24 protein-coding genes are annotated in these 22,864 nt (G+C 62.5%); 12 read left to right on the top strand and 12 right to left on the bottom strand.

The features are described 5' to 3' along the window. Positions 1-26 precede the first annotated feature (26 nt). Together ACIPOO_RS09455 and ACIPOO_RS09450 are read right to left on the bottom strand one after the other, a co-directional pair. Positions 27-1,520, bottom strand: coding sequence for a YifB family Mg chelatase-like AAA ATPase (locus tag ACIPOO_RS09455; RefSeq protein ID WP_400606105.1), 1,494 nt, complete (start codon positions 1,518-1,520; stop codon positions 27-29). 174 nt (positions 1,521-1,694) lie between these two features. After that, positions 1,695-1,958 carry an accessory factor UbiK family protein gene (locus tag ACIPOO_RS09450; protein WP_274133076.1) on the bottom strand — a complete coding sequence of 88 codons (264 nt, stop codon included), beginning with the start codon at positions 1,956-1,958 and terminating at the stop codon, positions 1,695-1,697. Positions 1,959-2,377: 419 nt separating this feature from the next. On the opposite strand from ACIPOO_RS09450, the gene glnK reads away from it, so the two are divergent. The 4 genes from glnK (at position 2,378) to sutA (ending at position 5,196) form a co-directional block, all read left to right on the top strand. Continuing rightward, on the top strand, positions 2,378-2,716 hold the full coding sequence (gene glnK / locus ACIPOO_RS09445) for a P-II family nitrogen regulator (protein ID WP_002555808.1): 339 nt from the start codon (positions 2,378-2,380) through the stop codon (positions 2,714-2,716). A 33-nt stretch (positions 2,717-2,749) separates the two neighbouring features. Next, positions 2,750-4,087 (top strand): ammonium transporter, encoded by a 1,338-nt coding sequence (locus ACIPOO_RS09440; RefSeq protein ID WP_274133075.1) that lies wholly within the window; start codon positions 2,750-2,752, stop codon positions 4,085-4,087. A 251-nt stretch (positions 4,088-4,338) separates the two neighbouring features. Then, positions 4,339-4,770 carry a secondary thiamine-phosphate synthase enzyme YjbQ gene (locus ACIPOO_RS09435; protein ID WP_274133074.1) on the top strand — a complete coding sequence of 144 codons (432 nt, stop codon included), beginning with the start codon at positions 4,339-4,341 and terminating at the stop codon, positions 4,768-4,770. Positions 4,771-4,863: 93 nt separating this feature from the next. Then, entirely contained in the window at positions 4,864-5,196 is a 333-nt protein-coding gene (sutA, locus tag ACIPOO_RS09430; protein ID WP_274133073.1) for a transcriptional regulator SutA, read from the top strand. A 324-nt stretch (positions 5,197-5,520) separates the two neighbouring features. Here sutA and ACIPOO_RS09425 read toward each other — a convergent pair whose 3' ends face one another. The 6 genes from ACIPOO_RS09425 to ACIPOO_RS09400 are packed head-to-tail and all read right to left on the bottom strand — an operon-like array spanning position 5,521 to position 10,115. Then, positions 5,521-6,216, bottom strand: a complete 696-nt coding sequence (locus tag ACIPOO_RS09425) for an HAD family hydrolase (RefSeq protein WP_400606100.1) — start codon at positions 6,214-6,216, stop codon at positions 5,521-5,523. Next, complete coding sequence (gene xerC / locus ACIPOO_RS09420; RefSeq protein ID WP_400606098.1) at positions 6,206-7,111, bottom strand: tyrosine recombinase XerC; 906 nt, start codon at positions 7,109-7,111, stop codon at positions 6,206-6,208. The genes ACIPOO_RS09425 and xerC overlap by 11 nt, the downstream gene beginning before the upstream one ends. 2 nt (positions 7,112-7,113) lie before the next feature. Then, positions 7,114-7,851: a DUF484 family protein gene (locus tag ACIPOO_RS09415; RefSeq protein ID WP_274133067.1), complete on the bottom strand. Its 738-nt coding sequence runs from the start codon at positions 7,849-7,851 to the stop codon at positions 7,114-7,116. A 13-nt stretch (positions 7,852-7,864) separates the two neighbouring features. Further along, complete coding sequence (gene dapF, locus ACIPOO_RS09410) at positions 7,865-8,695, bottom strand: diaminopimelate epimerase (protein ID WP_274133066.1); 831 nt, start codon at positions 8,693-8,695, stop codon at positions 7,865-7,867. A gap of 4 nt (positions 8,696-8,699) precedes the next feature. Next, on the bottom strand, positions 8,700-9,947 hold the full coding sequence (gene lysA, locus ACIPOO_RS09405) for a diaminopimelate decarboxylase (RefSeq protein ID WP_400606093.1): 1,248 nt from the start codon (positions 9,945-9,947) through the stop codon (positions 8,700-8,702). 9 nt (positions 9,948-9,956) lie between these two features. Further along, complete coding sequence (locus ACIPOO_RS09400) at positions 9,957-10,115, bottom strand: lipoprotein (protein ID WP_274133063.1); 159 nt, start codon at positions 10,113-10,115, stop codon at positions 9,957-9,959. A 238-nt stretch (positions 10,116-10,353) separates the two neighbouring features. Here ACIPOO_RS09400 and cyaY point away from each other — a divergent pair, with 238 nt between their 5' ends. Then, positions 10,354-10,695 carry an iron donor protein CyaY gene (gene cyaY, locus ACIPOO_RS09395; RefSeq protein WP_274133062.1) on the top strand — a complete coding sequence of 114 codons (342 nt, stop codon included), beginning with the start codon at positions 10,354-10,356 and terminating at the stop codon, positions 10,693-10,695. Continuing rightward, positions 10,695-10,916, top strand: a complete 222-nt coding sequence (locus ACIPOO_RS09390; RefSeq protein WP_400606367.1) for a DUF1289 domain-containing protein — start codon at positions 10,695-10,697, stop codon at positions 10,914-10,916. The genes cyaY and ACIPOO_RS09390 overlap by 1 nt, the downstream gene beginning before the upstream one ends. 153 nt (positions 10,917-11,069) lie before the next feature. On the opposite strand, the gene ACIPOO_RS09385 is transcribed toward ACIPOO_RS09390, so the two are convergent. The 4 genes from ACIPOO_RS09385 to argH all read right to left on the bottom strand — a co-directional run bounded on the left by ACIPOO_RS09385 (position 11,070) and on the right by argH (position 16,455). Further along, positions 11,070-13,919 carry a class I adenylate cyclase gene (locus ACIPOO_RS09385; RefSeq protein ID WP_400606090.1) on the bottom strand — a complete coding sequence of 950 codons (2,850 nt, stop codon included), beginning with the start codon at positions 13,917-13,919 and terminating at the stop codon, positions 11,070-11,072. 204 nt (positions 13,920-14,123) lie between these two features. Next, on the bottom strand, positions 14,124-14,372 hold the full coding sequence (locus tag ACIPOO_RS09380) for a TIGR02647 family protein (RefSeq protein ID WP_274133059.1): 249 nt from the start codon (positions 14,370-14,372) through the stop codon (positions 14,124-14,126). 277 nt (positions 14,373-14,649) lie between these two features. Continuing rightward, entirely contained in the window at positions 14,650-14,943 is a 294-nt protein-coding gene (locus ACIPOO_RS09375) for a hypothetical protein (RefSeq protein WP_274133058.1), read from the bottom strand. 117 nt (positions 14,944-15,060) lie between these two features. Continuing rightward, complete coding sequence (gene argH / locus ACIPOO_RS09370) at positions 15,061-16,455, bottom strand: argininosuccinate lyase (RefSeq protein ID WP_400606086.1); 1,395 nt, start codon at positions 16,453-16,455, stop codon at positions 15,061-15,063. 144 nt (positions 16,456-16,599) lie between these two features. Here argH and ACIPOO_RS09365 point away from each other — a divergent pair, with 144 nt between their 5' ends. The 6 genes from ACIPOO_RS09365 to ACIPOO_RS09340 all read left to right on the top strand — a co-directional run bounded on the left by ACIPOO_RS09365 (position 16,600) and on the right by ACIPOO_RS09340 (position 22,828). Further along, the gene (locus tag ACIPOO_RS09365) at positions 16,600-17,682 is read left to right on the top strand and encodes a sensor histidine kinase (RefSeq protein WP_400606084.1); all 1,083 of its coding nucleotides are present in this window, start codon (positions 16,600-16,602) and stop codon (positions 17,680-17,682) included. Next, entirely contained in the window at positions 17,679-18,425 is a 747-nt protein-coding gene (locus ACIPOO_RS09360; protein ID WP_274133053.1) for a LytTR family DNA-binding domain-containing protein, read from the top strand. The genes ACIPOO_RS09365 and ACIPOO_RS09360 overlap by 4 nt, the downstream gene beginning before the upstream one ends. Before the next feature lie 253 nt (positions 18,426-18,678). Further along, positions 18,679-19,620, top strand: coding sequence for a hydroxymethylbilane synthase (gene hemC / locus ACIPOO_RS09355; protein ID WP_400606081.1), 942 nt, complete (start codon positions 18,679-18,681; stop codon positions 19,618-19,620). Further along, positions 19,617-20,390: a uroporphyrinogen-III synthase gene (locus ACIPOO_RS09350; protein WP_400606078.1), complete on the top strand. Its 774-nt coding sequence runs from the start codon at positions 19,617-19,619 to the stop codon at positions 20,388-20,390. Before hemC ends, ACIPOO_RS09350 begins: the two co-directional genes overlap by 4 nt. Positions 20,391-20,441: 51 nt before the next feature. After that, the gene (locus ACIPOO_RS09345; protein ID WP_400606075.1) at positions 20,442-21,584 is read left to right on the top strand and encodes a uroporphyrinogen-III C-methyltransferase; all 1,143 of its coding nucleotides are present in this window, start codon (positions 20,442-20,444) and stop codon (positions 21,582-21,584) included. Then, complete coding sequence (locus ACIPOO_RS09340; protein ID WP_400606073.1) at positions 21,581-22,828, top strand: heme biosynthesis protein HemY; 1,248 nt, start codon at positions 21,581-21,583, stop codon at positions 22,826-22,828. Before ACIPOO_RS09345 ends, ACIPOO_RS09340 begins: the two co-directional genes overlap by 4 nt. Positions 22,829-22,864 lie beyond the last annotated feature (36 nt).

The following is a 22,864-nucleotide window of genomic DNA, read 5'->3' as shown; positions in this document are numbered from 1 at the left end:
CGGCCAGAATCAAAAGCCTGAAGCGCTCATCCCGACGACGGTCGATACTGCAACGCCTCGGCAATATGGCTGCGGGATATCGCCTCCATCCGCTCCAGATCCGCCAGCGTGCGCGCCACTTTCAACAGGCGGTGCGCAGCACGCAGAGAGAGATTCAGGCGCTCGCAGGCGGTTTCAAGCCAGGCCTCGTCCTCTGCCTGCAATGCACAGTGCTTACGCAACCCAGGCAAATCGAGAAAGGCGTTGGCGCATCCCTGGCGTCTGTGCTGGCGCTCGCGAGCCTCGGACACCAGAAGCGCGGCCTTGGCGCTGGTTTCTCCGGCCTGAGGCGGGGCGTTAAGCGAGGTGACCTCGCGCGCTACAGTCAGGTGCAGGTCGATGCGGTCCAGCAAGGGGCCGGAGAGTTTGTTGCGATAGCGCTGGATCTGATCGGTGGAGCAGCGGCAGCGCCCCGTGGGTTCACCGTGATAACCGCAAGGGCAGGGGTTCATCGCGGCCACCAGTTGAAAGCGCGCAGGAAACCGCACCCGATCACGGGCGCGGGAAATCACGATATGGCCCGACTCCAAAGGCTCCCGCAATACCTCCAGCACGCGTCGTTCGAACTCGGGAAGCTCATCGAGAAACAGCACCCCATGATGCGCCAGGGTTATTTCGCCAGGCTGCGGACGGCTGCCACCGCCCACCAGGGCGGGGCCTGAAGCCGAGTGGTGAGGCTGCCGGAAGGGCCGCTGTGGCCAACTGGTCAGCGGCGCATGGCTGGCGACCGACTGGATGGCCGCGACCTCCAGCGCCTCGCGCTCGTCCAGCGGCGGCAGCAAGCCGGGGAGGCGGCTGGCGAGCAAGGTCTTGCCGGTGCCTGGCGGGCCGCTGAACAACAGGTTGTGGGCCCCGGCTGCGGCCACCAGCAGCGCACGTTTGGCGGCGGTCTGGCCCTGTACTTCGCTGAGGTCGGGATACGGCAGGCTTTGCAGGATCAGCCCGTTGGACTTGAACGGCGCAATCGGGGTGTGGCCGTTCAGATGCGATACAAGCTCCAGCAGATGACTGACCGCGATCACTTTCAGGCCCGAAGCCAGGCACGCTTCCTCGGCATTGACCGCCGGGACGATCAGCGTATGCCCCGCGTCCCGTGCTGCCAAGGCCGCAGGGAGCACGCCCTGAACCGGCCGGATCGCCCCGGACAGCGCCAGTTCGCCCAGACACTCCACGCCATCGAGCGCCAGCATCGGAATCTGCGTGCTGGCCGCCAGCAGCCCGAGCGCAATCGCTAGATCAAAGCGCCCGCCGTCCTTGGGTAAATCCGCAGGGGCCAGATTCAAGGTGATGCGCCGGGCCGGAAACTCCAGGCGACAATTGAGGATCGCACTGCGCACCCGGTCCTTGCTTTCCTTCACCGCACCTTCCGGCAGCCCGACCAGCGTCAGGCTGGGCAAACCGTTCGCCAGATGGGTTTCGACAGTGACAGCAGGCGCTTCGACGCCAACCTGAGCGCGGCTGAGAACAATGGCCAGAGACATGATCGATCCTTGAACGGCACCGCTTCCTGCGGCGTGCTCAAGGATAGTCATGAGGGTGGTGAATGGCTCGGGTGCAAGTGGTGCGGCATGTGTCTGCGCACAATGCCTCGCGGGAAAGCAGCCCTATGTGCGGGCAATGGTGCGGCGAAAAGGGGCATTCCTGTCGCTGGGGGATTATTCCTTCACCTGCCCCGCCACCTGCGCCTCAAGCTCCGCCATCTTCGCCTCCAACGCCTCCAGCCGTGCACGGGTACGGGCCAGGACGACCATCTGGCTGTCGAATTCCTCGCGGCTGACCAGGTCCAGTTTGCTGAAGCCGCTCTGCATCAGTGCCTTGAACTGGGTTTCGAACTCGTTGCGTGGCAACGGGGTTTCGCCGTTGAACATCCGCGAGGCGTGGCCGCTCAGGGCATCTAGGAAAGCTTTGGGCGCGAGCATGGTCATTTTCCGGAATCAGTGGGTGGCCAGTGTAACACGCAGCGCCTGTGGGACTTCGCCGGCGGCGCACTGCACGGTTTTCGCGCATCGGCCCGTGCATGGACGCACTGTTGTTGTGCGGATGAAATCGATGATGGCGATGTGGATATCACAGGATCGGGACCGAGGCCCGGCAAATCGTGGTTTGTGACGATGTGGCAAGGTTTCTGCTTAGTGGCATATGACCCATGCACTGATGCAGTCGCTGTGACGAATGCAGTGCGGCAAGCGGAGCAGGGAAGTGTTTCGTCAGAAGCGGTTTTCTGGAGAGGGTCGGGTCTGTTTGAGGCCTTCGACGCGTTACAAAGCCAGACACTGCGCTTAGACTTGAGACGGGTTTGTTTTCCTGGGGCAAGTCCACCAATTCGGGAGAGAGTTTCATGAAGCTAGTCACTGCCATCATCAAGCCGTTCAAGTTGGACGACGTCCGCGAGTCGCTGTCCGAAATCGGCGTGCAGGGCATCACCGTTACTGAAGTCAAAGGCTTCGGACGTCAGAAAGGCCACACCGAGCTGTATCGCGGTGCGGAATATGTTGTCGACTTCCTTCCCAAGGTGAAGATCGATGTTGCGATCGACGACAAGGATCTGGACCGCGTTATCGAAGCGATAACCAAGGCGGCCAACACCGGCAAGATCGGTGACGGGAAGATCTTCGTAGTCAATCTGGAACAGGCGATTCGCATCCGTACCGGCGAAACCGATACCGACGCAATCTAAGCCGCCAAACCCAACGCCCCAGGAGAAAACAATATGACTCTGCGTAAATTCGCAGGGCTAGGAGCCCTGTTGTCCCTCGTAACCCCTGGCTTGGCCATGGCGGCAGACGAAGTGGCAGCCCCTGTACTCAATTCCGGCGATACCGCCTGGATGCTGACCTCCACCGCGCTGGTGCTGTTCATGACCATTCCGGGTCTGGCGCTGTTCTACGGTGGCATGGTTCGCTCCAAAAACGTTCTTTCGGTGATGATGCAGTGCTTTGCAATCACCGGCCTGATCAGCATCCTGTGGATGGTCTACGGCTATAGCCTGGCGTTCGATACCACCGGTATGGAAGCCAACGTGCTGAACTTCAACTCCTTCGTCGGCGGTCTGTCGAAGGCGTTCCTGGCGGGCATCACCCCGTCGAGCATCACCGGCGCTGCCGCTCTGTTCCCTGAAGCGGTGTTCGTCACCTTCCAGATGACTTTCGCCATCATCACCCCGGCCCTGATCGTCGGCGCCTTCGCAGAACGCATGAAGTTCTCCGCGATGCTGATCTTCATGGCGATCTGGTTCACCCTGGTTTACGCACCGATCGCACACATGGTCTGGAGCGGCGTGGGCGGCCTGATGTGGGACTGGGGCGTGCTCGACTTCGCGGGCGGCACCGTTGTTCACATCAACGCCGGTGTGGCGGGTCTGGTAGCGTGCCTGGTACTGGGCAAGCGCAAAGGCTTCCCCACCACCCCGATGGCTCCGCACAACCTGGGCTACACCCTGGTCGGCGCGGCAATGCTGTGGGTAGGCTGGTTCGGCTTCAACGCCGGTTCCGCCGCTGCGGCCAACGGCACTGCGGGCATGGCGATGCTGGTCACCCAGATCGCAACCGCCGCCGCTGCGCTGGGCTGGATGTTCGCCGAGTGGCTGACCCACGGTAAGCCAAGCGCACTGGGTATCGCTTCGGGCGTGGTTGCCGGCCTGGTCGCCATCACTCCGGCTGCCGGTACCGTGGGCCCGATGGGCGCCCTGGTCATCGGTCTGGCCGCTGGCGTGGTCTGCTTCTTCTGCGCCACCAGCCTGAAACGCAAACTGGGCTACGACGACTCCCTGGATGCCTTCGGCGTGCACGGCATCGGCGGTATCCTGGGTGCGATCCTGACTGGCGTCTTCGCTGCACCTTCGCTGGGCGGCTTCGGCACTGTCACTGACATCGCCGCACAAGTCTGGATCCAGTGCAAAGGCGTGGGCTTCACGATCATCTACACCGCGATCGTTACCTTCATCATCCTCAAGGTGCTGGACGTGGTCATGGGCCTGCGTGTCACCGAGGAAGAAGAAGCGGTCGGCCTGGACCTTGCGCAACACAACGAGCGTGGCTACAACTTGTAATCATCGCTTTTGAAAAAAATGCCCGGTTTGCCGGGCATTTTTTTGTCTGGCGTTTGTCGATAGGCATGACCGGGCGCAGAAGGCGCAAGCGCTGGGCGCAATCGGCTTGAACAGGTCGCTACAGAGCCTTGCGCGGGGCTGCGGCGGCAGGATGCAGCCAAGGGTTTCTGGCTTACAGAAAACGTCACTCATTACGCGCTTTGTTTTTTTTTTCAGCGCGTTAGAATGCGCGCCGAAGGGCGGAGAACTGTATGTGGCAACAGACCAGGATCACGCTACGGGCAAGGCCTCGGGGATTTCATCTGGTAACGGAGGAAATCGTCTCACAGCTGCCCTGGCTGCGTGATTGCCGAGTCGGGCTGTTGCATTTGTGGCTGCAGCATACCTCGGCCTCGTTGACCATCAACGAGAATGCCGACCCGGCAGTGCGGCGCGACTTCGAGCGTTTCTTCAACCGGCTGGTCCCACAAGGACTCGAGGGTTATGAACATGACGACGAGGGTCCTGACGACCTGCCCGCGCACTTCAAGGCCAGTTTGCTAGGCTGCCAGTTGACCCTCCCGGTATCGGATGGACGGTTGGCGCTGGGGACATGGCAAGGTGTTTATTTAGGCGAGCATCGCGATCACGGCGGTGCCCGCAAAGTCCTCGCCACCCTTCAGGGTGAGGGGCACGACCGCTGATAATCGGCGGTAGTTGAATTTTTTCTGGCGGTCTTAGAAATTAAGCGCAGCTGGGCTATAACTAATCTGCTTTCGCAAGTCATGAGGTAGAACATGAGCGACGACGACATCGATAACGAAAGTCTTGACGACGATCTGGAAGGTGAGGACGAGGGTGAGGAGCTTGCAGCTGCTCCCGAAGACGATGGCGCGGAAATTGATGACAGTTCCGATGCCCCGGTAACCCCAACCAAAGGCAAGGCCAAGGCTGCGGTCTCGGTTGATGAACTGCCTAGCGTCGAGGCCAAGAACAAGGAGCGTGATGCTCTGGCTCGCGCGATGGAAGAGTTCCTCGCCCGTGGCGGCAAAGTGCAGGAAGTGGAGGCCAACGTGGTCGCCGATCCGCCCAAGAAGCCTGACAACAAGTACGGTAGCCGCCCTATCTGAGGGTGTCTGATGCCTGCTGGAAAAGCCCGCTGTCGCTGCGGGCTTTTTTTTGGGTGGGGTTTGGCATTCAGGTTTTCGGCTTTGAATCGTTACATTGATGCCCTTCGGGCCTATCGCGGGCAAGCGCGCTCCTACATTTGTTGCAACGTGCCGCATCTGATGGGCCGAGTTGGTAGCTTTGGTGCCAGGCATATGATCTTTACGGTCTGCCTCGAAGGCTATCCACTCGGTCCATCAGGCCATGGTACGTTGCAAAAAATGTAGGGGCGCGCTTGCCCGCGAATGCGCCCGAAGGGCATCAACGTAGCGATATCAAGCCAACCCCTAACCCCAACGCGACAACACCTCAGGTAGCTGCGTAAGGCTCTCGATTTCTGCATCGGGTCTTCTGTCGGCTTCCCACACCTTTCCCCCCGGGTTGTACCAGATCGCGCGCAGGCCGGCCTGTTGGGCGCCGGCGATGTCGTCGCCGGGGTGGTCGCCGATGTGCACGGCCTCGAAGGCCTGGGCCTTGCCGCGTTTGAGGGCCTCGAGGAACGGCGCGGGGTCGGGTTTGCCGATGCCTATGTCTTCGGCGCACAAGGCAAAGGCAAAGAAGTCTGCAAGCCCCAGGCGGCGCACGTCCGCGTTGCCGTTGGTGACCACGCCCAGGGTGTAGGAGCGGGTCAGGATCTCAAGGGTCGGCACTACTTCAGGGAAGATATCCAGCTGATGCCGTCCGTGCAGGAACACTTCGAAACTCTGATCCGCCAGGTCCTGCGCCTCGGCCTGTGGATAACCGGCATCCTCCAGCGCATGAAACAACACCCGACGGCGCAGTGCACTGATTCGGTGCTTCAAGCTCGGGTCGGCTTCGACCAGCCGCGAGCGGATTTCCCACAGATGCTCCACCGGCACAGGCCCGAGCTTGGGCGCGTGCTCGGCCAGCCAATCGCGGAGCATGGCCTCTGCGCTGACAATCACCGGTGCGGTGTCCCACAGGGTGTCGTCCAGGTCGAAGGTGATCAGCTTAATGCTCATGGTCAGAAGAATCCTTGCGTTTGGCCCTGGGGTGGGCGCTGTCATACACCGTTGCCAGGTGTTGAAAATCCAGATGGGTGTAGATCTGCGTAGTGGTGATGTCGGCGTGGCCGAGCAGTTCCTGTACGGCGCGCAGGTCCTGGGACGATTCCAGCAAGTGGCTGGCGAAAGAGTGCCGCAGCATGTGCGGGTGCAGGTTCTGCCCCAGTTCGCGCTCGCCGGCGGCCTTGACCCGCAGCTGAATCGAGCGCGGGCCCAGGCGTCGGCCCTGCTGGCTGACGAATACCGCGTCGTCCTGCGGGTTGGCCAGTGCGCGTTGTTTGAGCCACTGTTCCAGCGCCTCCCGAGCCTTTTTACCCACGGGCAGGACGCGCATCTTGCTGCCCTTGCCGAGCACCTGAACCAGGCCGTCGGCCAGATCCAGATTCTCGCAGTTCAGCCCCGTCAGCTCGGACAGCCGCAGGCCTGAAGAATAGAACAGCTCGAGGATGGCCTGATCGCGGCGGGCGATGAAATCATCCTCGACACCGCCTTCAAGCAGTTGCAGGGCGCGGTCGGTGTCCAGCGTGCGGGGCAGTCGCCGCTCGCCCTTGGGCGGCGCGAGGCCATTGGCCGGATCGTGATCGCACAGGCCCTCACGGTTGAGGTAGTGATAGAAGCCGCGCACCGCCGACAGCAGCCTCGCGATGCTGCGTGATGACTGGCCTTGTGAATGCAGGCGTGCCACCAGGCCGCGCATGGCCTGGGCGTCCAGTGCCTGCCAGCTGGTGATCTGCTGTTTTTCGCAGTAGCCCAGCACCGTGCTCAGGTCGCGGCGGTAGGCCTGCAGCGTGTGGCCCGACACTTGGCGCTCACTGCGCAGGTGCGTGCAGTAAGCGTCCAGTTGCCGTTCCATGACTAGCGGACCGAACGCAGGGCGTTGGTGAAGCGCGGCAACAGGCGGCTCAGCACGTCGGCGATGTAGCTCAGGAACAGGGTACCGACCGAACTCTTGTAGTGCTGCGGATCGCGGCTGCCGATGGCGAGCACGCCGTGCAGGCCCTGGTGGCTCAGGGAAACGATGGCGGTCGAGCCCACTTCCTTGCTCTGGTCGGCGCCGAACAGGAATTCCAGTTCGTGCTCACGCAGGGCGCCGCAAACGGTCTTGCCGCCCGACATCAGCCCGCCAATGGCCTTCTGCGCTTCGGCTGCGCTGACCCAGCGGCCAACGGTCATGGGGTTGTCGCTGAACAGGATCAGGCTGACGAAAGGCACCTGAAAGTCCTGGCGCAGGCTGTCTTCCACGGCGATGACGATTTCTTCGAGGCTGGTGGCGTCCATCAGCGCGAGAATCAGGCGACGGGTCTTTTCGAACAGGCGGTCGTTGTCCCGGGCCACGTCCATCAGTTGCGACAGGCGATGGCGCATCTCGATGTTGCGCTCGCGCAGCAGCTTGAGCTGGCGCTCCACCAGCGAGACGCTGTCGCCGCGCTGGTGGGGGATGCGCATGCTGGTCAGCAGCTCATCGTGTTCGGCGAAAAAGTCCGGGTGTTGTGCAAGCCATTTCGCGACAGCCTCGGCTTCAAGGGCGGGCGCTGCGTCATCGGCAGGCGATTCGCTGGGCAGGTCGGTTGAAGTCTGAGGCTGGTCGGTCATTGCATGCTCTCACTCATAGACGTACTTGGCCTTCATAGACCCTGACGGCGGGGCCGGTCATCAGCACGGGCTGGCCAGGGCCGCCCCACTCGATGGACAGGCGTCCGCCAGGCAGATCGATCAGCAGCGGCGAATCCATCCAGCCCTGGCTGATGGCCGCAACCGCTGCCGCACATGCGCCGGTACCGCAGGCCTGGGTTTCCCCGGCGCCACGCTCCCAGACACGCAATTGTGCGCGCTGACGATCCACGACGTGCAGGAAACCGACGTTCACCCGCGCCGGAAAGCGGGGGTGGTTCTCGATTTTCGGGCCCAGGCTGTGAACCGGTGCGTTATTGATGTCGAAAACCCGCAGCACCGCATGGGGATTGCCCATGGACACGGCAGCCAGCTCGACGCTTTCACCTTCGACATCCAGCGTGTAGCTGGTGGCCTGTTGCGGCGCATCGAACGGAATGTCGGCAGGCACCAGGCGCGGCGCGCCCATGTCGACGCTGATCTGGCCATCGTTGCGGATGTCCAGCTCGATGATGCCGCCCTTGGTTTCCACGCGAATCTGTTTCTTGGCCGTCAGGCGCTTGTCCAGCACGAAGCGCGCAAAGCAGCGCGCTCCGTTGCCGCACTGCTCGACTTCAGAGCCGTCGGAATTGAAGATCCGGTAGCGGAAATCCACGTCCGGATTGCTCGGCGCTTCAACCAGCAGCAGCTGATCGAAACCGATACCGGTGTGTCGATCGCCCCATTGCTTGGCGTGCTTGGGCAGGATGTGCGCGTGCTGGCTCACGAGGTCCAGCACCATGAAGTCGTTGCCCAGGCCATGCATCTTGGTAAAACGCAGCAGCATGGGCTTACTCCGGCAGCAGGCTTTCGCCGGCAAACAGCTCAGTCACGGTTTCACGACGACGCACTTCGAACGCCTGATCGCCATCCACCAGAACCTCGGCGGCACGCCCGCGGGTGTTGTAGTTGGAGCTCATGACGAAACCGTAGGCGCCGGCAGAGTGCACAGCCAGCAGATCGCCTTCGGCCAGTGCCAGTTCGCGCTCCTTGGCCAGGAAGTCGCCGGTTTCGCAGATCGGGCCAACGATGTCGTAGGTGCGGGTCGCGCCGTCGCGTGGCTTGACCGCCGTGACATTCATCCAGGCCTGGTACAGCGCCGGACGAATCAGGTCGTTCATGGCCGCATCGACGATGGCGAAATCCTTGTGTTCGGTGTGCTTGAGGTACTCGACCTGGGTCACCAGTACGCCTGCGTTGGCGACGATAAAACGACCCGGCTCGAACATCAGCGCCAGGTCGCGACCGGCCAGGCGCTCACGCACGGCCTTGATGTAGTCGCCGGCCAGCGGCGGCTCTTCGTCGCGGTAGCGCACGCCCAGGCCGCCACCCAGATCCAGGTGACGCAGCTGGATGCCGCAGTCGCTCAGACGGTCGACCAGGTCCAGCAGGCGATCCAGCGCATCGACGAAAGGCGACAGGGTGGTCAGTTGCGAACCGATGTGGCAATCGACGCCGATCACTTCCAGGTTCGGCAACTGGGCCGCGCGGATGTACACGTCTTCGGCCTGCTCGATGCCGATGCCGAACTTGTTTTCTTTGAGGCCCGTGGAAATGTACGGGTGGGTGCCCGCGTCAACGTCGGGGTTCACACGCAGCGAAACCGGGGCGCGCACGCCCATTTCGGCGGCCACGACCTGCAGGCGCTCCAGTTCGTCGGTGGATTCGACGTTGAAGCAATGCACGCCCACTTCAAGGGCGCGGCGCATGTCGTCACGGGTCTTGCCGACGCCGGAGAACACGATCTTGTCGCCCTGGCCGCCTGCGGCCAGCACGCGCTCCAGTTCGCCACGGGAAACGATGTCGAAACCGGCACCCAGGCGCGCCAGCACATTGAGCACGCCCAGGTTGGAGTTGGCCTTGACCGCGAAGCACACCAGGTGCGGCATGCCGCTCAGGGCATCGGCGTAGGCGCGGTATTGCGCCTCGATGTGAGCGCGAGAATAGACGTAGGTCGGCGTGCCGAACCGCTCGGCGATGGCAGACAATGCCACGCCTTCCGCGAACAGCTCACCGTCGCGGTAGTTGAAGGCTTCCATGGCTGATCCCTAGTAGGTCGAATGCTTGTGCGAGTGCGATTTGGTCTGGGCGCCAGGTGCATCGGACTGTTCGTCGTCTGGCAGATACAGTGGACCTTTCTGACCGCAGGCAGAGACCAGGCACGCGACAGCAAGCAGCGCGGCCAGTGAGGAAATCAGGCGCTTCATGGCGAAATCCTTTGGATAAGCATTAATTGCGCCCGAGTATACCCACCACCCGACAGATTGCCTATGCGCCAGGGTTCCCGTCCGGCGGGGCTTTGACGCAACCGCCGGTGTGCCTGCCGATGAACGTGCGTTTTTTGGCGCGGCAAGTCGCCGAAGGGCGGGTATGCTTTGCAATTGGCTGTAAGCGACCGTATCTTGCGTCGCTGCGCCATCAGTAGACACTTTCGAGGTTCCTGCAATGAGTTTGACCGAAGCCCGTTTTCACGACCTGGTCGATGCGACCCAAGAAAAGCTCGAAGATATTTTCGACGAGAGCGACCTGGACCTGGACCTTGAGAGTTCGGCCGGCGTGCTGACCGTGAAATTCGAGAACGGCACTCAATTCATCTTCAGCCGCCAGGAACCGCTGCGTCAGCTTTGGCTGGCCGCTGTCGCAGGCGGTTTTCACTTCGACTACGACGCCGAGGAAAAGCGTTGGGTCTGCGACAAGACCGAAGAGCTGCTGGGCGAGATGCTCGGCCGCCTGGCGCTGAAGCAGGCCGGCGTGGAAATCGACTTCGAAGCCATCGACGGCAACTGATCGTGACCACCAGCACCGCCCCCGTCCGTCCGCCCAAGCCGCTGTTCAGCAACGTCAGCCCGGCGGTGCCTTCGCCGTGCATCAGCGTGTGCCGGCTCGATGAGCAGAAAGTGTGTACCGGATGCCTGCGCCACGTCGAAGACATCCGCGAATGGCGCGCAGCAACCGACGAGCGCCGGCGCGAGATCGTGCGCCAGGCCGAGCAACGTCGGGCACAGTGATGATCTGATGGATGTATTGGCACCTGTGGGAGTGAGCTTGCTCACGAAGAGGCCGGTGCATCCATCGCATCTTCATGGTTAGAAATGACGCCTTCGTGAGCAAGCTCACTCCCACAGGGTCTCGGCGTTCGCTGATATCTTGATCGTTTCAGTTCAAGCCTCATCCATCGCATCATTCAGCGACTTCTCAAGCTCGGCCTTGTAGCGCAGGAACAGGATCGTCTGGCCGCGGGTTTCCGTCAGCACGCCGGATAGATCAAGGTCCGTGATGTAGCAACGATAGCGCTGTGGCTCGCTGCGCCGGTCAAGGATCTGCCGGGCCACGATGCTGAACAGTTGCTCGCCGAATTCCAGCTCCGAAAACTCCATGCCATCGCAGTACAGCGTGACGTTGACCTCACCCGGCGCGGCTTCCTCGACGATGGCCTGCACGTCGTAGAACGGTTTGTCGGTCCGGGTCACGGGCGCCAGCCGCTGCTCGATACGCCGCGCGCGGGCGCTCCCGTCCGGGGTGATGCGGTAGTACAGGGTTTCCAGCGCCTGCGGATCCATCGGGTTGTCCAGCGGCAGCAACGCCCCGCGGCGGTACATCAGCGATTGCAGGAAGCGCTGGATTGGCATCAGCAGGCTGGGCTCGTCGTGCCAGGGCAGGCGCTGGTGCCACAGCGCATTGTGCTCATCGAGTACGTACAGATCGGCCCAGGGCTCGCTGATGCGGTAGAACACCTGGATACATTCTGGCTGGCCGTGAGGAATGATCAGCGACAGATCGCTGTCATCCAACGCCTGCGGGTCCAGATGGATCGGGCTGTAATCGGGCAATTCCTCGCCCAGATAGTCGTACAGCGCCGGCAAGTTATCGAGCGGCACGTGAGTGACCTGGCCCGGCGTCATCTCCAGCACGTGATACTTCTGCTCGATCTGGATCAGGTAACGATGATTCAGCCGCCTGGCCAAGAGCAACTGCGCGGTATTGACCAGCTCCTCGACCCGCTGGGCGATGGCCGGGGCGCGGTTGTGGCAGAAACAGCGCACACGAATCACCGGTCTGGGCTGCGAATCGGGCAGGTGATTGAGCAGTTCGGTCAGGCAGTCGAGCAGTGCGTACGGGCCATCGAAGCGGCTGACCAGCACCTCGTTCCAGCTGTTGAGGGTGATCTGGTCGAAGGTCAGCACCAGGTTTTCCCGCACGCCTGCGTAACTGAGCGAGTCCGTGCGCTCGGTAGTCATCAGGATGTTCAGGTCCTTGTGGTGCTTGAGCGGATCGACGCCCACGTTCACCAGCAACAGGATTTCCGTCGGCACGCTGGGGCGCAACAGCGCTTCTTCACTCACCACGCCCAGTGGCATCGGCAGGCTCTGTTGCAAGGCGCCTTGCAGGTTGAACAGCTCGAATTCGGTCAGGTCACTGGTGCCGGGGTGCAGCGCCAGGCGGGTGCTGCTGTCGATCACATTGTTGCGATGACACCAGGCGAGCAGCTCCAGCAATTCGCGGCTGCGCTTGATCGGCGCGAAATGTTCCCACTCCTGGATGCCGAGATTGCCGTTGTAGAGGCCCCACTGGTACTTGCCGGGCTCAAGCTTGTTGGGCGACTGCACCAGCGTCAGGGTGTCCTCGGCCAGGTCCGGGGCGATGCCGGGATTGACGAACTCGACCTTGCCCGCCTTGCGCTCGAAGGCTGCGTAAAGCCTGCGTCCGAGCACGCTCAGGTCGCGTTTGTTGATCGAGCTGATGACGTTCTGGTTTCGGGCGAACTGGGTCAGGAAGCGGTAGCTGTAATTCAGCTCGCTGACCAGCGCCCGGCGCTCGCTGGCGACCTGGCGCACCTTCCACTGGCTGCGGCTGTCGAGCAGCGCCAGTTGGCGTTCGTCCCACTTCCATTCCCTGGCCAGCTTGTCGAGCAACTGGCGCTGCCAACTGGTGGTGCGCAGGCGCGGCAGGCCGGTGAGTTTCTTGTTCACTTTCAGGTACAGGCTGCGCCGCACCAGCTCCAGCCGCTCGGTTTCGCCGCGGCCCAGCAGGTACTCCTCGATCCGGCGGTAGACCATCATGTACGGGTCCAGCTCGTCGAGGTCGGTGCGGTTGGCGAACACCTGTTGCTTGAGGCGCATGCTCAGGCACTGCACGTTCGGATGTTCGCTGGCGTAGACCTCGGTCAGCAGCAACTTGAGCACTGACTTGTAGGGCGATTCGATCCCCTTGAACAGTTGCCACAACCCTGCGCCGATGAATTCTCCGGGCGGGATGTGGGACATGTTACCCAGGTCGATGGCCTCATCGGCCCGAATGAAGCGCTTGGACAGCAGCGTATGGGTGTATTCGGCGTAGCGGGATTCTTCGTAGACGGGCACCAGCCACCACATTGGCGTGCGCCCGGCCAGCCAGATGGCAGTGCGGTAGAACTCGTCCAACAGCAGGTAGTGCTGGGTGGTCCCGCAGTCTTCGCCGCTCAGTTGTGCGTCGCGCTCGCCCAGCACGAAGCGCTGCGGGTCGATCAGGAAAAAATGCACCTCGGCGCCCATGGTCGCTGCCCAGGCTTCCAGCGCCTGGCATTTCTTGCGCAGCTCCTGCACCTGCTCGGGGGGGAGCAGGGTGTCGTGGCAGATCCAAACGTCCATGTCGCTGTGATCGGCCTGGGCGAGTGTGCCCAGGCTGCCCATCAGGAAGATGCCGTGGATCGGTTGCGGCGCACTGCCGCGCCTTGGTCTGTAGGAAAACGAGCGGGTCAGGCGCTGGGCTTCGGCAAGGGCCTGGGCATCGGGTTCGTAATTTGAAACCCCCGCAGGCGTGGCGCCGGACACATAGCCGGGCAGCAGCGGGTGATTGACGTGAAAGAACAGCGGCAGCAGCGCCAGAACCGATTGCTGACGTGTGGACAGACCTTCATTGGCACGCGCGATCCGCCCTTCATTGAGGGTCAGGAAGCGGTTGCGTAACTGGCTGAGAACCTTGCGGTCGATGCCCTCATCCAGGTCGGGGCGGATTTCGAAACTACGCGTCATCGCGACTCAAGGCCGGCGAGCGGCACTGCTGGGGTGGCGAACTGGACGGCAGGAAGAAGGTACAGGGGCGAGCAACGGTCGTTGACGCGACTGTTAGTGTTTTTTCTGGCGTCAGAATTCTATCGGCGCAGCATCTTATAAATGAAGGGTTCGCGAAACCTTTATTTCACACATCCTGAGCAAAGGTTTCGCGAGCGGGCGACCTCAGGCCGCTTCCTGGGCGGCAGACAGGATAATGAGCAGCGATTGCGCGTGTTCGGCGGCGTCCAGCCCGAGGCTTGTGAGATAACCACCGTCGACCTGAGTGGTCAGGCCTTTGTCAAAGAGTCGTTGGGCGGCAGCGATGGCTGCAGGGGCGGCCACGTGATGGACCTTCAAGCCCTCCTGGGTATTGCGCAGATTGAACAGAGACAGGATTTCCAGTTCGGCAACCAATTCAGGGGTGAACGACATAGAGGCTCCAGACTTTTTCTAATGGATGACGCGGCGAGTGCATCGCAGACGTGACAACCCCGTTTTCGAAGCGGCAGCGGGGCATCTGGAGTGTAGTAAGCGTCTGGGGGTTTTGCAGAAAGTATCTGGCCGGTCGTCAGGTGACGTTTTGGCGCGGGGCATTGTCTTGCTCTCGTAGCAGCACGGCTTGCCGGCGGGAGCGGTGTGTCAGCCAAACATTGTTCAACTGACACACCGCCCCCGCCGGCAAGCCGCGCTGCTACGGGATTTTCGTCGTTTACTCGTCGTCTTCGAGCTTCACGCCCGGTGGCAGCTCTGGCAGGGCGCGCAGGGCTTTTTCGTACCACTCGTTGTCGAACGGGCGATCGGCTTCGAGCATGTCGTCGATTTCGAACGCCAGTACGTGGGCCATCATTTCCAGGATGTCGTCACGCTCGTAACCCACCAGCGTCAGCTTGTTGAACGTGGCCTTGGCAGCAGGCGGGTTGTCGCTCTCGATCTGGTTTTCGATCGCCTGGATCAGGGTCGATCCAGCGAATTCTTCTTCATCGTTGTCGATCTGGTCGCTCATGGCGAACTCCTCGGAAAGGTACTGCGTGTAGGAGCGCGCTTGCCCGCGACTGCGGTGTGCCTGTGACAAAGTTGTCGACTGATACACCGCTATCGCGGGCAAGCGCGCTCCTACGGGTTAGCGGGTGGCGAGCAATTGCTTGCCACGCACCACGGCCGCCTTGACCTGAGCCGGGGCGGTGCCGCCGATATGGTCGCGGGCGTTGACCGAGCCATCCAGGGTCAGCACGGCGAACACGTCCTGCTCGATCTGGTCGCTGAACTGGCGCAGCTCGTCCAGTGTCATTTCGGCCAGGTCCTTGCCGGTTTGCACGCCGTATTTCACGGCATGGCCGACGATCTCGTGGCAGTCACGGAATGGCAGGCCACGGCGAACCAGGTAGTCGGCCAGGTCAGTCGCCGTCGAGAAACCGCGCAGGGCTGCTTCACGCATGATTTCGTGCTTGGGCTTGATCGCAGGAATCATGTCGGCGAAGGCGCGCAGCGAATCACGCAGGGTGTCGGCGGCGTCGAACAGTGGCTCCTTGTCTTCCTGGTTGTCCTTGTTGTAGGCCAGCGGCTGGCCCTTCATAAGGGTCAGCAGGCCCATCAGCGCGCCGAACACACGGCCGCTCTTGCCACGCACCAGCTCAGGCACGTCGGGGTTCTTCTTTTGCGGCATGATCGAGCTGCCGGTGCAGAAGCGGTCAGGTAGATCGATGAACTGGAACTGCGCGCTGGTCCACAGCACCAGCTCTTCGGAGAAGCGCGACAGGTGCATCATGGCTACGCTTGCGGCTGCGCAGAATTCGATGGCGAAGTCGCGATCCGAAACGCTGTCCAGCGAGTTGCCGCCTACGGCTTCGAAACCCAGCAACTGGCAGGTCAGTTCGCGATCGATCGGGTAGGTGGTGCCGGCCAGCGCCGCGCTGCCCAGTGGCATGCGGTTGGTGCGCTTGCGGCAATCGACCAGGCGCTCGTGGTCGCGGCTGAGCATTTCGAACCAGGCCAGCATGTGGTGGCCGAAGGTCACAGGCTGTGCGGTCTGCAGGTGAGTGAAGCCCGGCATGATGGTTTCGGCTTCACGCTCGGCCAGGCCCAGCAGGCCTTCTTGCAGGCGAGTGATTTCAGCCAGGATCAGGTCGATCTCGTCACGCAGCCACAGGCGGATGTCGGTGGCGACCTGGTCGTTGCGGCTGCGGCCGGTGTGCAGTTTCTTGCCGGTGATACCGATGCGGTCAGTCAGACGCGCTTCGATGTTCATGTGCACGTCTTCCAGGTCCACGCGCCAGTCGAACGTACCGGCTTCGATCTCGCCTTGAATGGTCTTCAGGCCGTCGATGATGGTGTCGCGTTCGGCATCGGTCAGTACCCCGACCTTGGCCAGCATCGTGGCGTGGGCGATCGAGCCCATGATGTCGTGGCGGTAGAGGCGCTGGTCGAAAGTGACGGAGGCGGTGAAGCGTGCGACGAAGGCGTCGACGGGTTCACTGAAGCGGCCGCCCCAGGACTGGTTGGTCTTGTCGGTGCTCATGGATTCGCTCGCTGCTGTGCTGGTTACTGTGCTGATTGAGAATTCGCGTCGCCGTTTTCAAAAGGCGCGGGCGATGATAACAGCATTGCTGTTTTTTATGCCGGGCGGCTTGCCCGCAGGGGCGCGAGGGCAGAGACTGAACCCATGCAAATCGAGCGCAACAATCCGGGCCAGAGCGCTGCGGCCGGAACCGAGTTCTTCCTTCCGGAACTGTGCCTGCCCGGGGCGCTGCTGGTTCTGGTCGTGCTGGCCGAACTGCTGGTGCTGGTCCTGGTGCTGGTCGAACCCATGCATCCGGGCTTCGATTGGGTGCGCCTGGCTTTGATTTCGCTGTTCGTGCAGTGGATCGTGCTGCTGTCGGCGGCGTTGCTGTGCGGCTTGCGGCCCTGGCTCGCGCGTTTGAAGCCTGGCATCGCCGGGGCCCTGGGTTGCCTGCTGGTGGTGGCCGTGACATTGGCGTGCACCGGGGTGACTGACTATTGTCAGATCGAGGGCGCCAGTGCCGCAGACGGGGACATCGAGCGCTATCTTCGTTATTCGTTGATTGCACTCATCATGTCTGCGCTGATGTTGCGCTACTTTTATCTGCAGAGTCAGTGGCGCAAACAGCAACAGGCGGAGCTGCGGGCCAGGATCGAGTCATTGCAGGCGCGGATCCGGCCTCACTTTCTGTTCAACACGCTCAACAGCATCGCAAGCCTGGTCACCAGTGACCCGCCCAAGGCCGAGCAGGCGGTGCTGGATCTGTCGGACCTGTTTCGCGCCAGCCTGGGAAAGCCCGGCAGCCTGACCACGTGGCGAGATGAGCTGGAGTTGGCCAAACGATATCTATCGATTGAGCAATATCGACTTGGCGAGCGTCTACAGTTGGACTGGGACGTCAGTGCAATTCCCGACGATGTGCCGATTCCCCAGCTAACCTTGCAGCCATTACTTGAGAACGCATTGATCTACGGTATCGCGCCCCGCGTCGAAGGCGGGGTGGTCAGGGTCGAGGCGAACTACGAACGGGGAGTATTCATATTGCGTGTCAGTAATCCCTATGAAGAAGCCAGCCTGAGGCAGGCTTCGAGCGGCACTCAGCAGGCCTTGGCAAATATCGGCGCCCGAATCACGGCACTTTTTGGCCCTCTCGCGAGTCTGAGCGTGGAACGCCGTGACGGTCGTCACTTCACCTGTCTACGCTATCCTTGTGCGAGACTCACGCAGGAAGCCAGAGCAATATGAATGTCCTGATCGTTGATGACGAACCCCTAGCCCGCGATCGCCTGAGCCGTCTGGTTGGCGACCTGGAGGGCTATCGGGTCCTTGAACCCAGTGCCACCAATGGCGAAGAAGCCCTGACGCTGATCGACAGCCTCAAGCCCGACGTGGTGTTGCTCGACATCCGCATGCCGGGCCTGGATGGACTCCAGGTCGCAGCCAAACTGTGCGAACGCGACACCCCTCCGGCAGTGGTCTTTTGTACCGCCCATGATGAGTTTGCCCTGGAGGCTTTCCAGGTCAGCGCCGTGGGATATCTGGTCAAGCCGGTGCGCCCTGAAAACCTGCTCGAAGCCCTGAAAAAGGCCGAGCGCCCCAACCGCGTGCAACTGGCCGCCATGACCCGTCCCGCTGCCGAAAGCGGCAACGGCCCGCGCAGCCACATCAGTGCCCGAACCCGCAAGGGCATCGAGCTGATCCCGCTGGATCACGTGATCTATTTCATCGCTGACCACAAGTACGTGACCCTGCGCCACGAAGACGGCGAGGTGTTGCTCGATGAGCCGCTCAAGGCGCTGGAAGACGAGTTCGGTGATCGCTTCGTGCGCATCCACCGTAACGCGCTGGTGGCCCGCGACCGTATAGAGCGCTTGCAGCGAACGCCCCTGGGGCATTTTCAGCTGTTCCTCAAGGGGCTCAATGGCGATGCGCTGATCGTCAGCCGCCGGCATGTGGCGGGCGTACGAAAGATGATGCAGCAGCTTTGAGCCATCGCCGTTCTCTGTAGGAGCGCGCTTGCCCGCGACTGCGGTATATCTGTGCATACAGGGTTGCCTGAAACAATGCGGTCGCGGGCAAGCGCGCTCCTACATGGGATCCGGCCGGCAGGGCGAGCGACACGCCGTCGCATGGCCTGCGTGCACCGATTGAGTTCATGATGCGTGCGGATACAAGACAGTCATTCGGCCCGTCTGGGCCGAGCTGTTATCATCGGCGCATTCACTCAGTACGGATTGATCCATGTCCCTTCGCGAAATCCGCATCGCCACCCGCAAAAGCGCGCTGGCCCTCTGGCAGGCCGAGTACGTCAAGGCTCGCCTGGAACAGGCCCACCCAGGCCTGACCGTGTCCCTGGTTCCGATGGTCAGCCGTGGCGACAAGCTGCTGGACTCCCCGTTGTCGAAAATCGGCGGCAAGGGCCTGTTCGTCAAGGAGCTGGAAACCGCCCTGCTGGAAAACGAAGCGGACATCGCCGTGCACTCCATGAAAGACGTGCCGATGGATTTCCCCCAGGGGCTGGGCCTGTTCTGCATCTGTGAGCGAGAAGATCCGCGCGATGCGTTCGTGTCCAACTCCTTCGCAAGCCTCGATGACCTGCCTGCGGGCAGCATCGTCGGTACGTCCAGCCTGCGTCGTCAGGCCCAGTTGCTGGCGCGCCGTCCCGACCTGAAAATCCATTTCCTGCGCGGCAACGTCAACACGCGTCTGGCCAAGCTCGATGCCGGTGAATACGACGCGATCATCCTCGCCGCCGCCGGCCTGATTCGCCTTGGCTTCGAAGACCGCATCACCTCGGCGATCAGCGTCGAGGACAGCCTGCCCGCCGGTGGCCAGGGTGCCGTGGGCATCGAGTGCCGCACTGCCGACACCGAGCTTCATGCCTTGCTGGCGCCACTGCACCACATCGACACCGCCGTGCGCGTCACCGCAGAACGTGCGCTGAACAAGCACCTCAATGGCGGCTGCCAGGTCCCGATTGCCTGCTACGCCGTGCTGGAAAACAACCATCTGTGGCTGCGTGGCCTGGTGGGCGACCCTGCCGGCAGCCTGTTGCTTCACGCCGAAGCGCGAGCACCGCTGGCAGATGCGCAAGGCTTGGGCGTACAGGTGGCCGAAGCGCTGCTGGAGCAGGGCGCTGCGCAGATCCTCAAGGCGGTGTACGGCGAGGCGGGCGAGGAGTGAAGGGCTGGCGCCTGCTGCTGACGCGTCCGGCCGAGGAGTCCCAGGCACTGGCCCTGACCCTGGCCGAAGAAGGCATTTTCAGCAGCAGCCTGCCGCTTCTGGACATCCAGCCGTTGCCGGTTTCGGAAGAAAATCGCTCGATCATCTACAACCTCGCCGCGTACTGCGCGGTGATCGTGGTCAGCAAGCCTGCGGCCCGGCTGGGGCTGGAACTGGTCGATGAAGTCTGGCCGCAACCGCCGATGCAGGACTGGTTTGCAGTGGGTGCCGCCACCGCGCAGATTCTCGATGACTACGGCCTGCGGGTGTTCTACCCCGAGCAGGGCGATGACAGCGAAGCGCTGGTCGCTCTGCCGCAACTGCAAGCCGCCATTTCTGGCTACGATCCCAAAGTGCTGATCATGCGCGGCGAAGACGGCCGCGAATGGCTGGCCGAGCAGCTGCGTGAGCAGGGAGTTGCTGTCGATTATCTGCCGCTGTACCGTCGCTCGTTGCCGCAGTACCCGGCGTTCGTCCTGCAACAACGAGTCGAGGCGGAACGCCTGAACGGGCTGGTGGTCAGCAGTGGACAGGGTTTTGAACATCTGCGTCAGCTTGCGGGCGATGCCTGGCCGCAAGTGGCGCGGTTGCCTTTATTCGTACCGAGCCCCAGGGTCGCAGAACTTGCCCGTGAAGCCGGGGCTCAGAGCGTAGTGGACTGTCGTGGCGCGAGTGCCGCGGCCTTGCTGGCAGCGTTGCGGGAACAACCCGAACCTGCCTCTCAGGCGTAATGATCGACGAGTCGTACGACGCGATTGCGCCCAAATGCACAGGATGGATACGTGAGCGAAACAGTCTTGCCCAAAGATGACGTTGAACCGGTAATGGCCAAACCTGAGCCGTTGCAAGGTCCAGCGCAAAAAGAACCTTCCCATCGTCGCTCCGCTACGGGGCTGGCTGTACTGGCGTTACTGCTGGGCGCGGCAGGCGTTGCCGTCGGTGGCTGGAGTGTCTGGCAGCTTCGAGCGATCCAGGCCGGCCACCAGCAGCAGTCCGGGCAGTTGCAGGACATTACTGCCCAGACCCAAAGCCTCAAGCAGAGCGAAGAGCAACTGGCCGCGCGCCTGGCGCAACTGCCGCCTGCCGCGGAGCTGGAAGACCGCCGCCGTCTGGTCACCCAGCTTCAGGGCGACCAGCAGCGCCTGAGTCAGCGTCTGGAAACCGTGCTCGGCGCCAGCCGCAAGGACTGGCGCCTGGCCGAAGCCGAGCACTTGCTGCGCCTGGCCAGCCTGCGGTTGTCTGCGTTGCAGGACATCAACAGCGCTCAGGCGCTGGTGCAGGGCGCCGATGAAATCCTGCGCGAGCAGGACGATCCGGGTGCCTACGCTGCCCGCGAGCAATTGGCCAAGAGCCTGGCGGCGCTGCGCAGCGTCGATCAACCGGACCGCACCGGGCTGTTTCTGCAACTGGCCGCGCTGCGTGAGCAGGCGGTGCAACTCAATGCGCTGGCGCCTGAGTACAAGGACAAGGGCCAGTCGCTGCTCGGCCTTACCGATGGCAGCGAAGACAGCTATTGGGCCAAGTGGTGGGACAAGATTTCCCAGTACATCCGCATCGATTTCAACGCCGATAAAAACATCCGTCCGTTGCTGGCAGGCGAAAGCCTGACCCAGGTTCGCCTGGCCCTGAGCCTGGCGCTGGAGCAGGCTCAGTGGGCCGCCCTCAACGGTGAGGCGCCGGTCTACAGCAAGGCCGTGGCCGAAGCGCGCAGCGTACTGGACGCGAACTTCAATCAGGACAACCCGCAGAGCAAAGTGCTGGGCGAGCGCCTGGATGAACTGGCCAAACAGCCCGTCTCCGTCATGACCCCGGACCTGACCCAGAGCCTGGGCGCCGTGCAGGCGTATCTTGAGCAGCGCCACAAACCAGTGGGCGGCGCGCTGGAGCAGCCGGCTGACGGAGCGCAGTCCGGGAGCAAGCCATGAAGCGCGCCTATGTGATCGTCTTCGTACTGATCGTGGTGGCGGCGCTGGTGGGGCTGGCCATCTCCCGCCATGCGGGTTACGTGCTCATCGCCTACGACAGTTTCCGCTACGAATCCAGCCTGTGGGCGGCGCTGGGCTTGCTGGTGGCAATCGGTTTACTGATCTGGATCGTGCGCGGCTTGGTGACGTTGCTGACCACCTCGGGCGGGGTGGTCAATCCGTGGTCCCGACGTAACCGCAGCCGTCGCGTACAGAACGCTATCGAGCAGGGGCAGATGGACCTGGCCGAAGGTCGCTGGGCCAGCGCGCAGAAGCACCTGAGCCGCGCCGCCGAAGCCGAGCCGCAGCCTTTGCAGTTCTACCTGGGCGCAGCGCGTGCAGCCAATGAACAGGGTCGTTACGAGGACAGCGACAACCTGCTGGAGCGCGCCCTGGAGCGTCAGCCGCACGCCGAGCTGGCCATTGCCCTGAACCACGCCCAGTTGCAACTCGACCGTGGTGACAGCGATGGTGCGCTCTCGACCCTGCAAGCGATGCAGGAGCGTCATCCGCACAACCCGCAGGTGCTGCGCCAATTGCAGCGTCTGTATCGCCAGCGCGGCGAGTGGTCCGAGCTGATTCGCCTGATGCCTGAACTGCGCAAGGACAAGGTCCTGCCTGCCCAGGAACTGGCGGAACTGGAAAAGCGTGCCTGGGGCGAGAACCTTTCGCTGGCTGCGTACCGCCCGACTGGAAACGAATCCGAGGCCGCTGGCCTGCCAGCGCTGGAACAGGCCTGGCAGCAACTGACCTCGGCCCAGCGCCAGGAGCCTGCGCTCATTCTGGCGTACGCCGAACAGTTGCGTCGCCACGGCGCCGATGCCCAGGCCGAAGAGGTGCTGCGCACCGCCATGAAACGCGACTACAACAGCCATCTGGCGCGGTTGTACGGCCTGGTTCGAGGCAACGATCCGGCCCGGCAACTGCAAACCGCCGAGGGCTGGCTCAAGGGCCATTCCGACGATCCGGGTCTGCTGCTGACCCTGGGCCGTCTGTGCCTGCAAGGCAGCCTGTGGGGCAAGGCGCGGGACTATCTGGAGGCGAGCCTCAGGCTGCAGCGCAACCCTGAAGCCTGTGCCGAGCTTGCCCGGCTTCTTGGGCAACTGGGTGAAACCGACCGCAGCAACCAGCTGTTTCAAGAAGGGCTTGGCCTGCTGGATGAGCGTTTATTGGCGCGTCCGCTGCCTGCTCTCGCCCGCGCCTGACCTTTGCTTCGCTGTCACCGCAAAAGGCCCGTGTTC

The organism is Pseudomonas sp. NPDC090201, assembly GCF_044746825.1.
In the GTDB taxonomy this organism is placed as follows: Bacteria; Pseudomonadota; Gammaproteobacteria; order Pseudomonadales; family Pseudomonadaceae; genus Aquipseudomonas; species Aquipseudomonas putida_AD.
This window is presented reverse-complemented; position numbering and strand designations above follow the sequence as displayed.

Coding starts and splice junctions, on each gene's coding strand:
- ACIPOO_RS09455 (WP_400606105.1), bottom strand. CDS start 1,520: ATGTCTCTGGCCATTGTTCTCAGCCGCGCTCAGGTTGGCGTCGAAGCG.
- xerC (WP_400606098.1), bottom strand. CDS start 7,111: ATGGAACGGCAACTGGACGCTTACTGCACGCACCTGCGCAGTGAGCGC.
- dapF (WP_274133066.1), bottom strand. CDS start 8,695: ATGCTGCTGCGTTTTACCAAGATGCATGGCCTGGGCAACGACTTCATG.
- ACIPOO_RS09440 (WP_274133075.1), top strand. CDS start 2,750: ATGACTCTGCGTAAATTCGCAGGGCTAGGAGCCCTGTTGTCCCTCGTA.
- ACIPOO_RS09450 (WP_274133076.1), bottom strand. CDS start 1,958: ATGCTCGCGCCCAAAGCTTTCCTAGATGCCCTGAGCGGCCACGCCTCG.
- cyaY (WP_274133062.1), top strand. CDS start 10,354: ATGAGTTTGACCGAAGCCCGTTTTCACGACCTGGTCGATGCGACCCAA.
- ACIPOO_RS09375 (WP_274133058.1), bottom strand. CDS start 14,943: ATGAGCGACCAGATCGACAACGATGAAGAAGAATTCGCTGGATCGACC.
- hemC (WP_400606081.1), top strand. CDS start 18,679: ATGTCCCTTCGCGAAATCCGCATCGCCACCCGCAAAAGCGCGCTGGCC.
- sutA (WP_274133073.1), top strand. CDS start 4,864: ATGAGCGACGACGACATCGATAACGAAAGTCTTGACGACGATCTGGAA.
- ACIPOO_RS09435 (WP_274133074.1), top strand. CDS start 4,339: ATGTGGCAACAGACCAGGATCACGCTACGGGCAAGGCCTCGGGGATTT.
- ACIPOO_RS09380 (WP_274133059.1), bottom strand. CDS start 14,372: ATGTCGTTCACCCCTGAATTGGTTGCCGAACTGGAAATCCTGTCTCTG.
- ACIPOO_RS09385 (WP_400606090.1), bottom strand. CDS start 13,919: ATGACGCGTAGTTTCGAAATCCGCCCCGACCTGGATGAGGGCATCGAC.
- lysA (WP_400606093.1), bottom strand. CDS start 9,947: ATGGAAGCCTTCAACTACCGCGACGGTGAGCTGTTCGCGGAAGGCGTG.
- argH (WP_400606086.1), bottom strand. CDS start 16,455: ATGAGCACCGACAAGACCAACCAGTCCTGGGGCGGCCGCTTCAGTGAA.
- ACIPOO_RS09365 (WP_400606084.1), top strand. CDS start 16,600: ATGCAAATCGAGCGCAACAATCCGGGCCAGAGCGCTGCGGCCGGAACC.
- ACIPOO_RS09400 (WP_274133063.1), bottom strand. CDS start 10,115: ATGAAGCGCCTGATTTCCTCACTGGCCGCGCTGCTTGCTGTCGCGTGC.
- glnK (WP_002555808.1), top strand. CDS start 2,378: ATGAAGCTAGTCACTGCCATCATCAAGCCGTTCAAGTTGGACGACGTC.
- ACIPOO_RS09425 (WP_400606100.1), bottom strand. CDS start 6,216: ATGAGCATTAAGCTGATCACCTTCGACCTGGACGACACCCTGTGGGAC.
- ACIPOO_RS09415 (WP_274133067.1), bottom strand. CDS start 7,851: ATGACCGACCAGCCTCAGACTTCAACCGACCTGCCCAGCGAATCGCCT.
- ACIPOO_RS09340 (WP_400606073.1), top strand. CDS start 21,581: ATGAAGCGCGCCTATGTGATCGTCTTCGTACTGATCGTGGTGGCGGCG.
- ACIPOO_RS09360 (WP_274133053.1), top strand. CDS start 17,679: ATGAATGTCCTGATCGTTGATGACGAACCCCTAGCCCGCGATCGCCTG.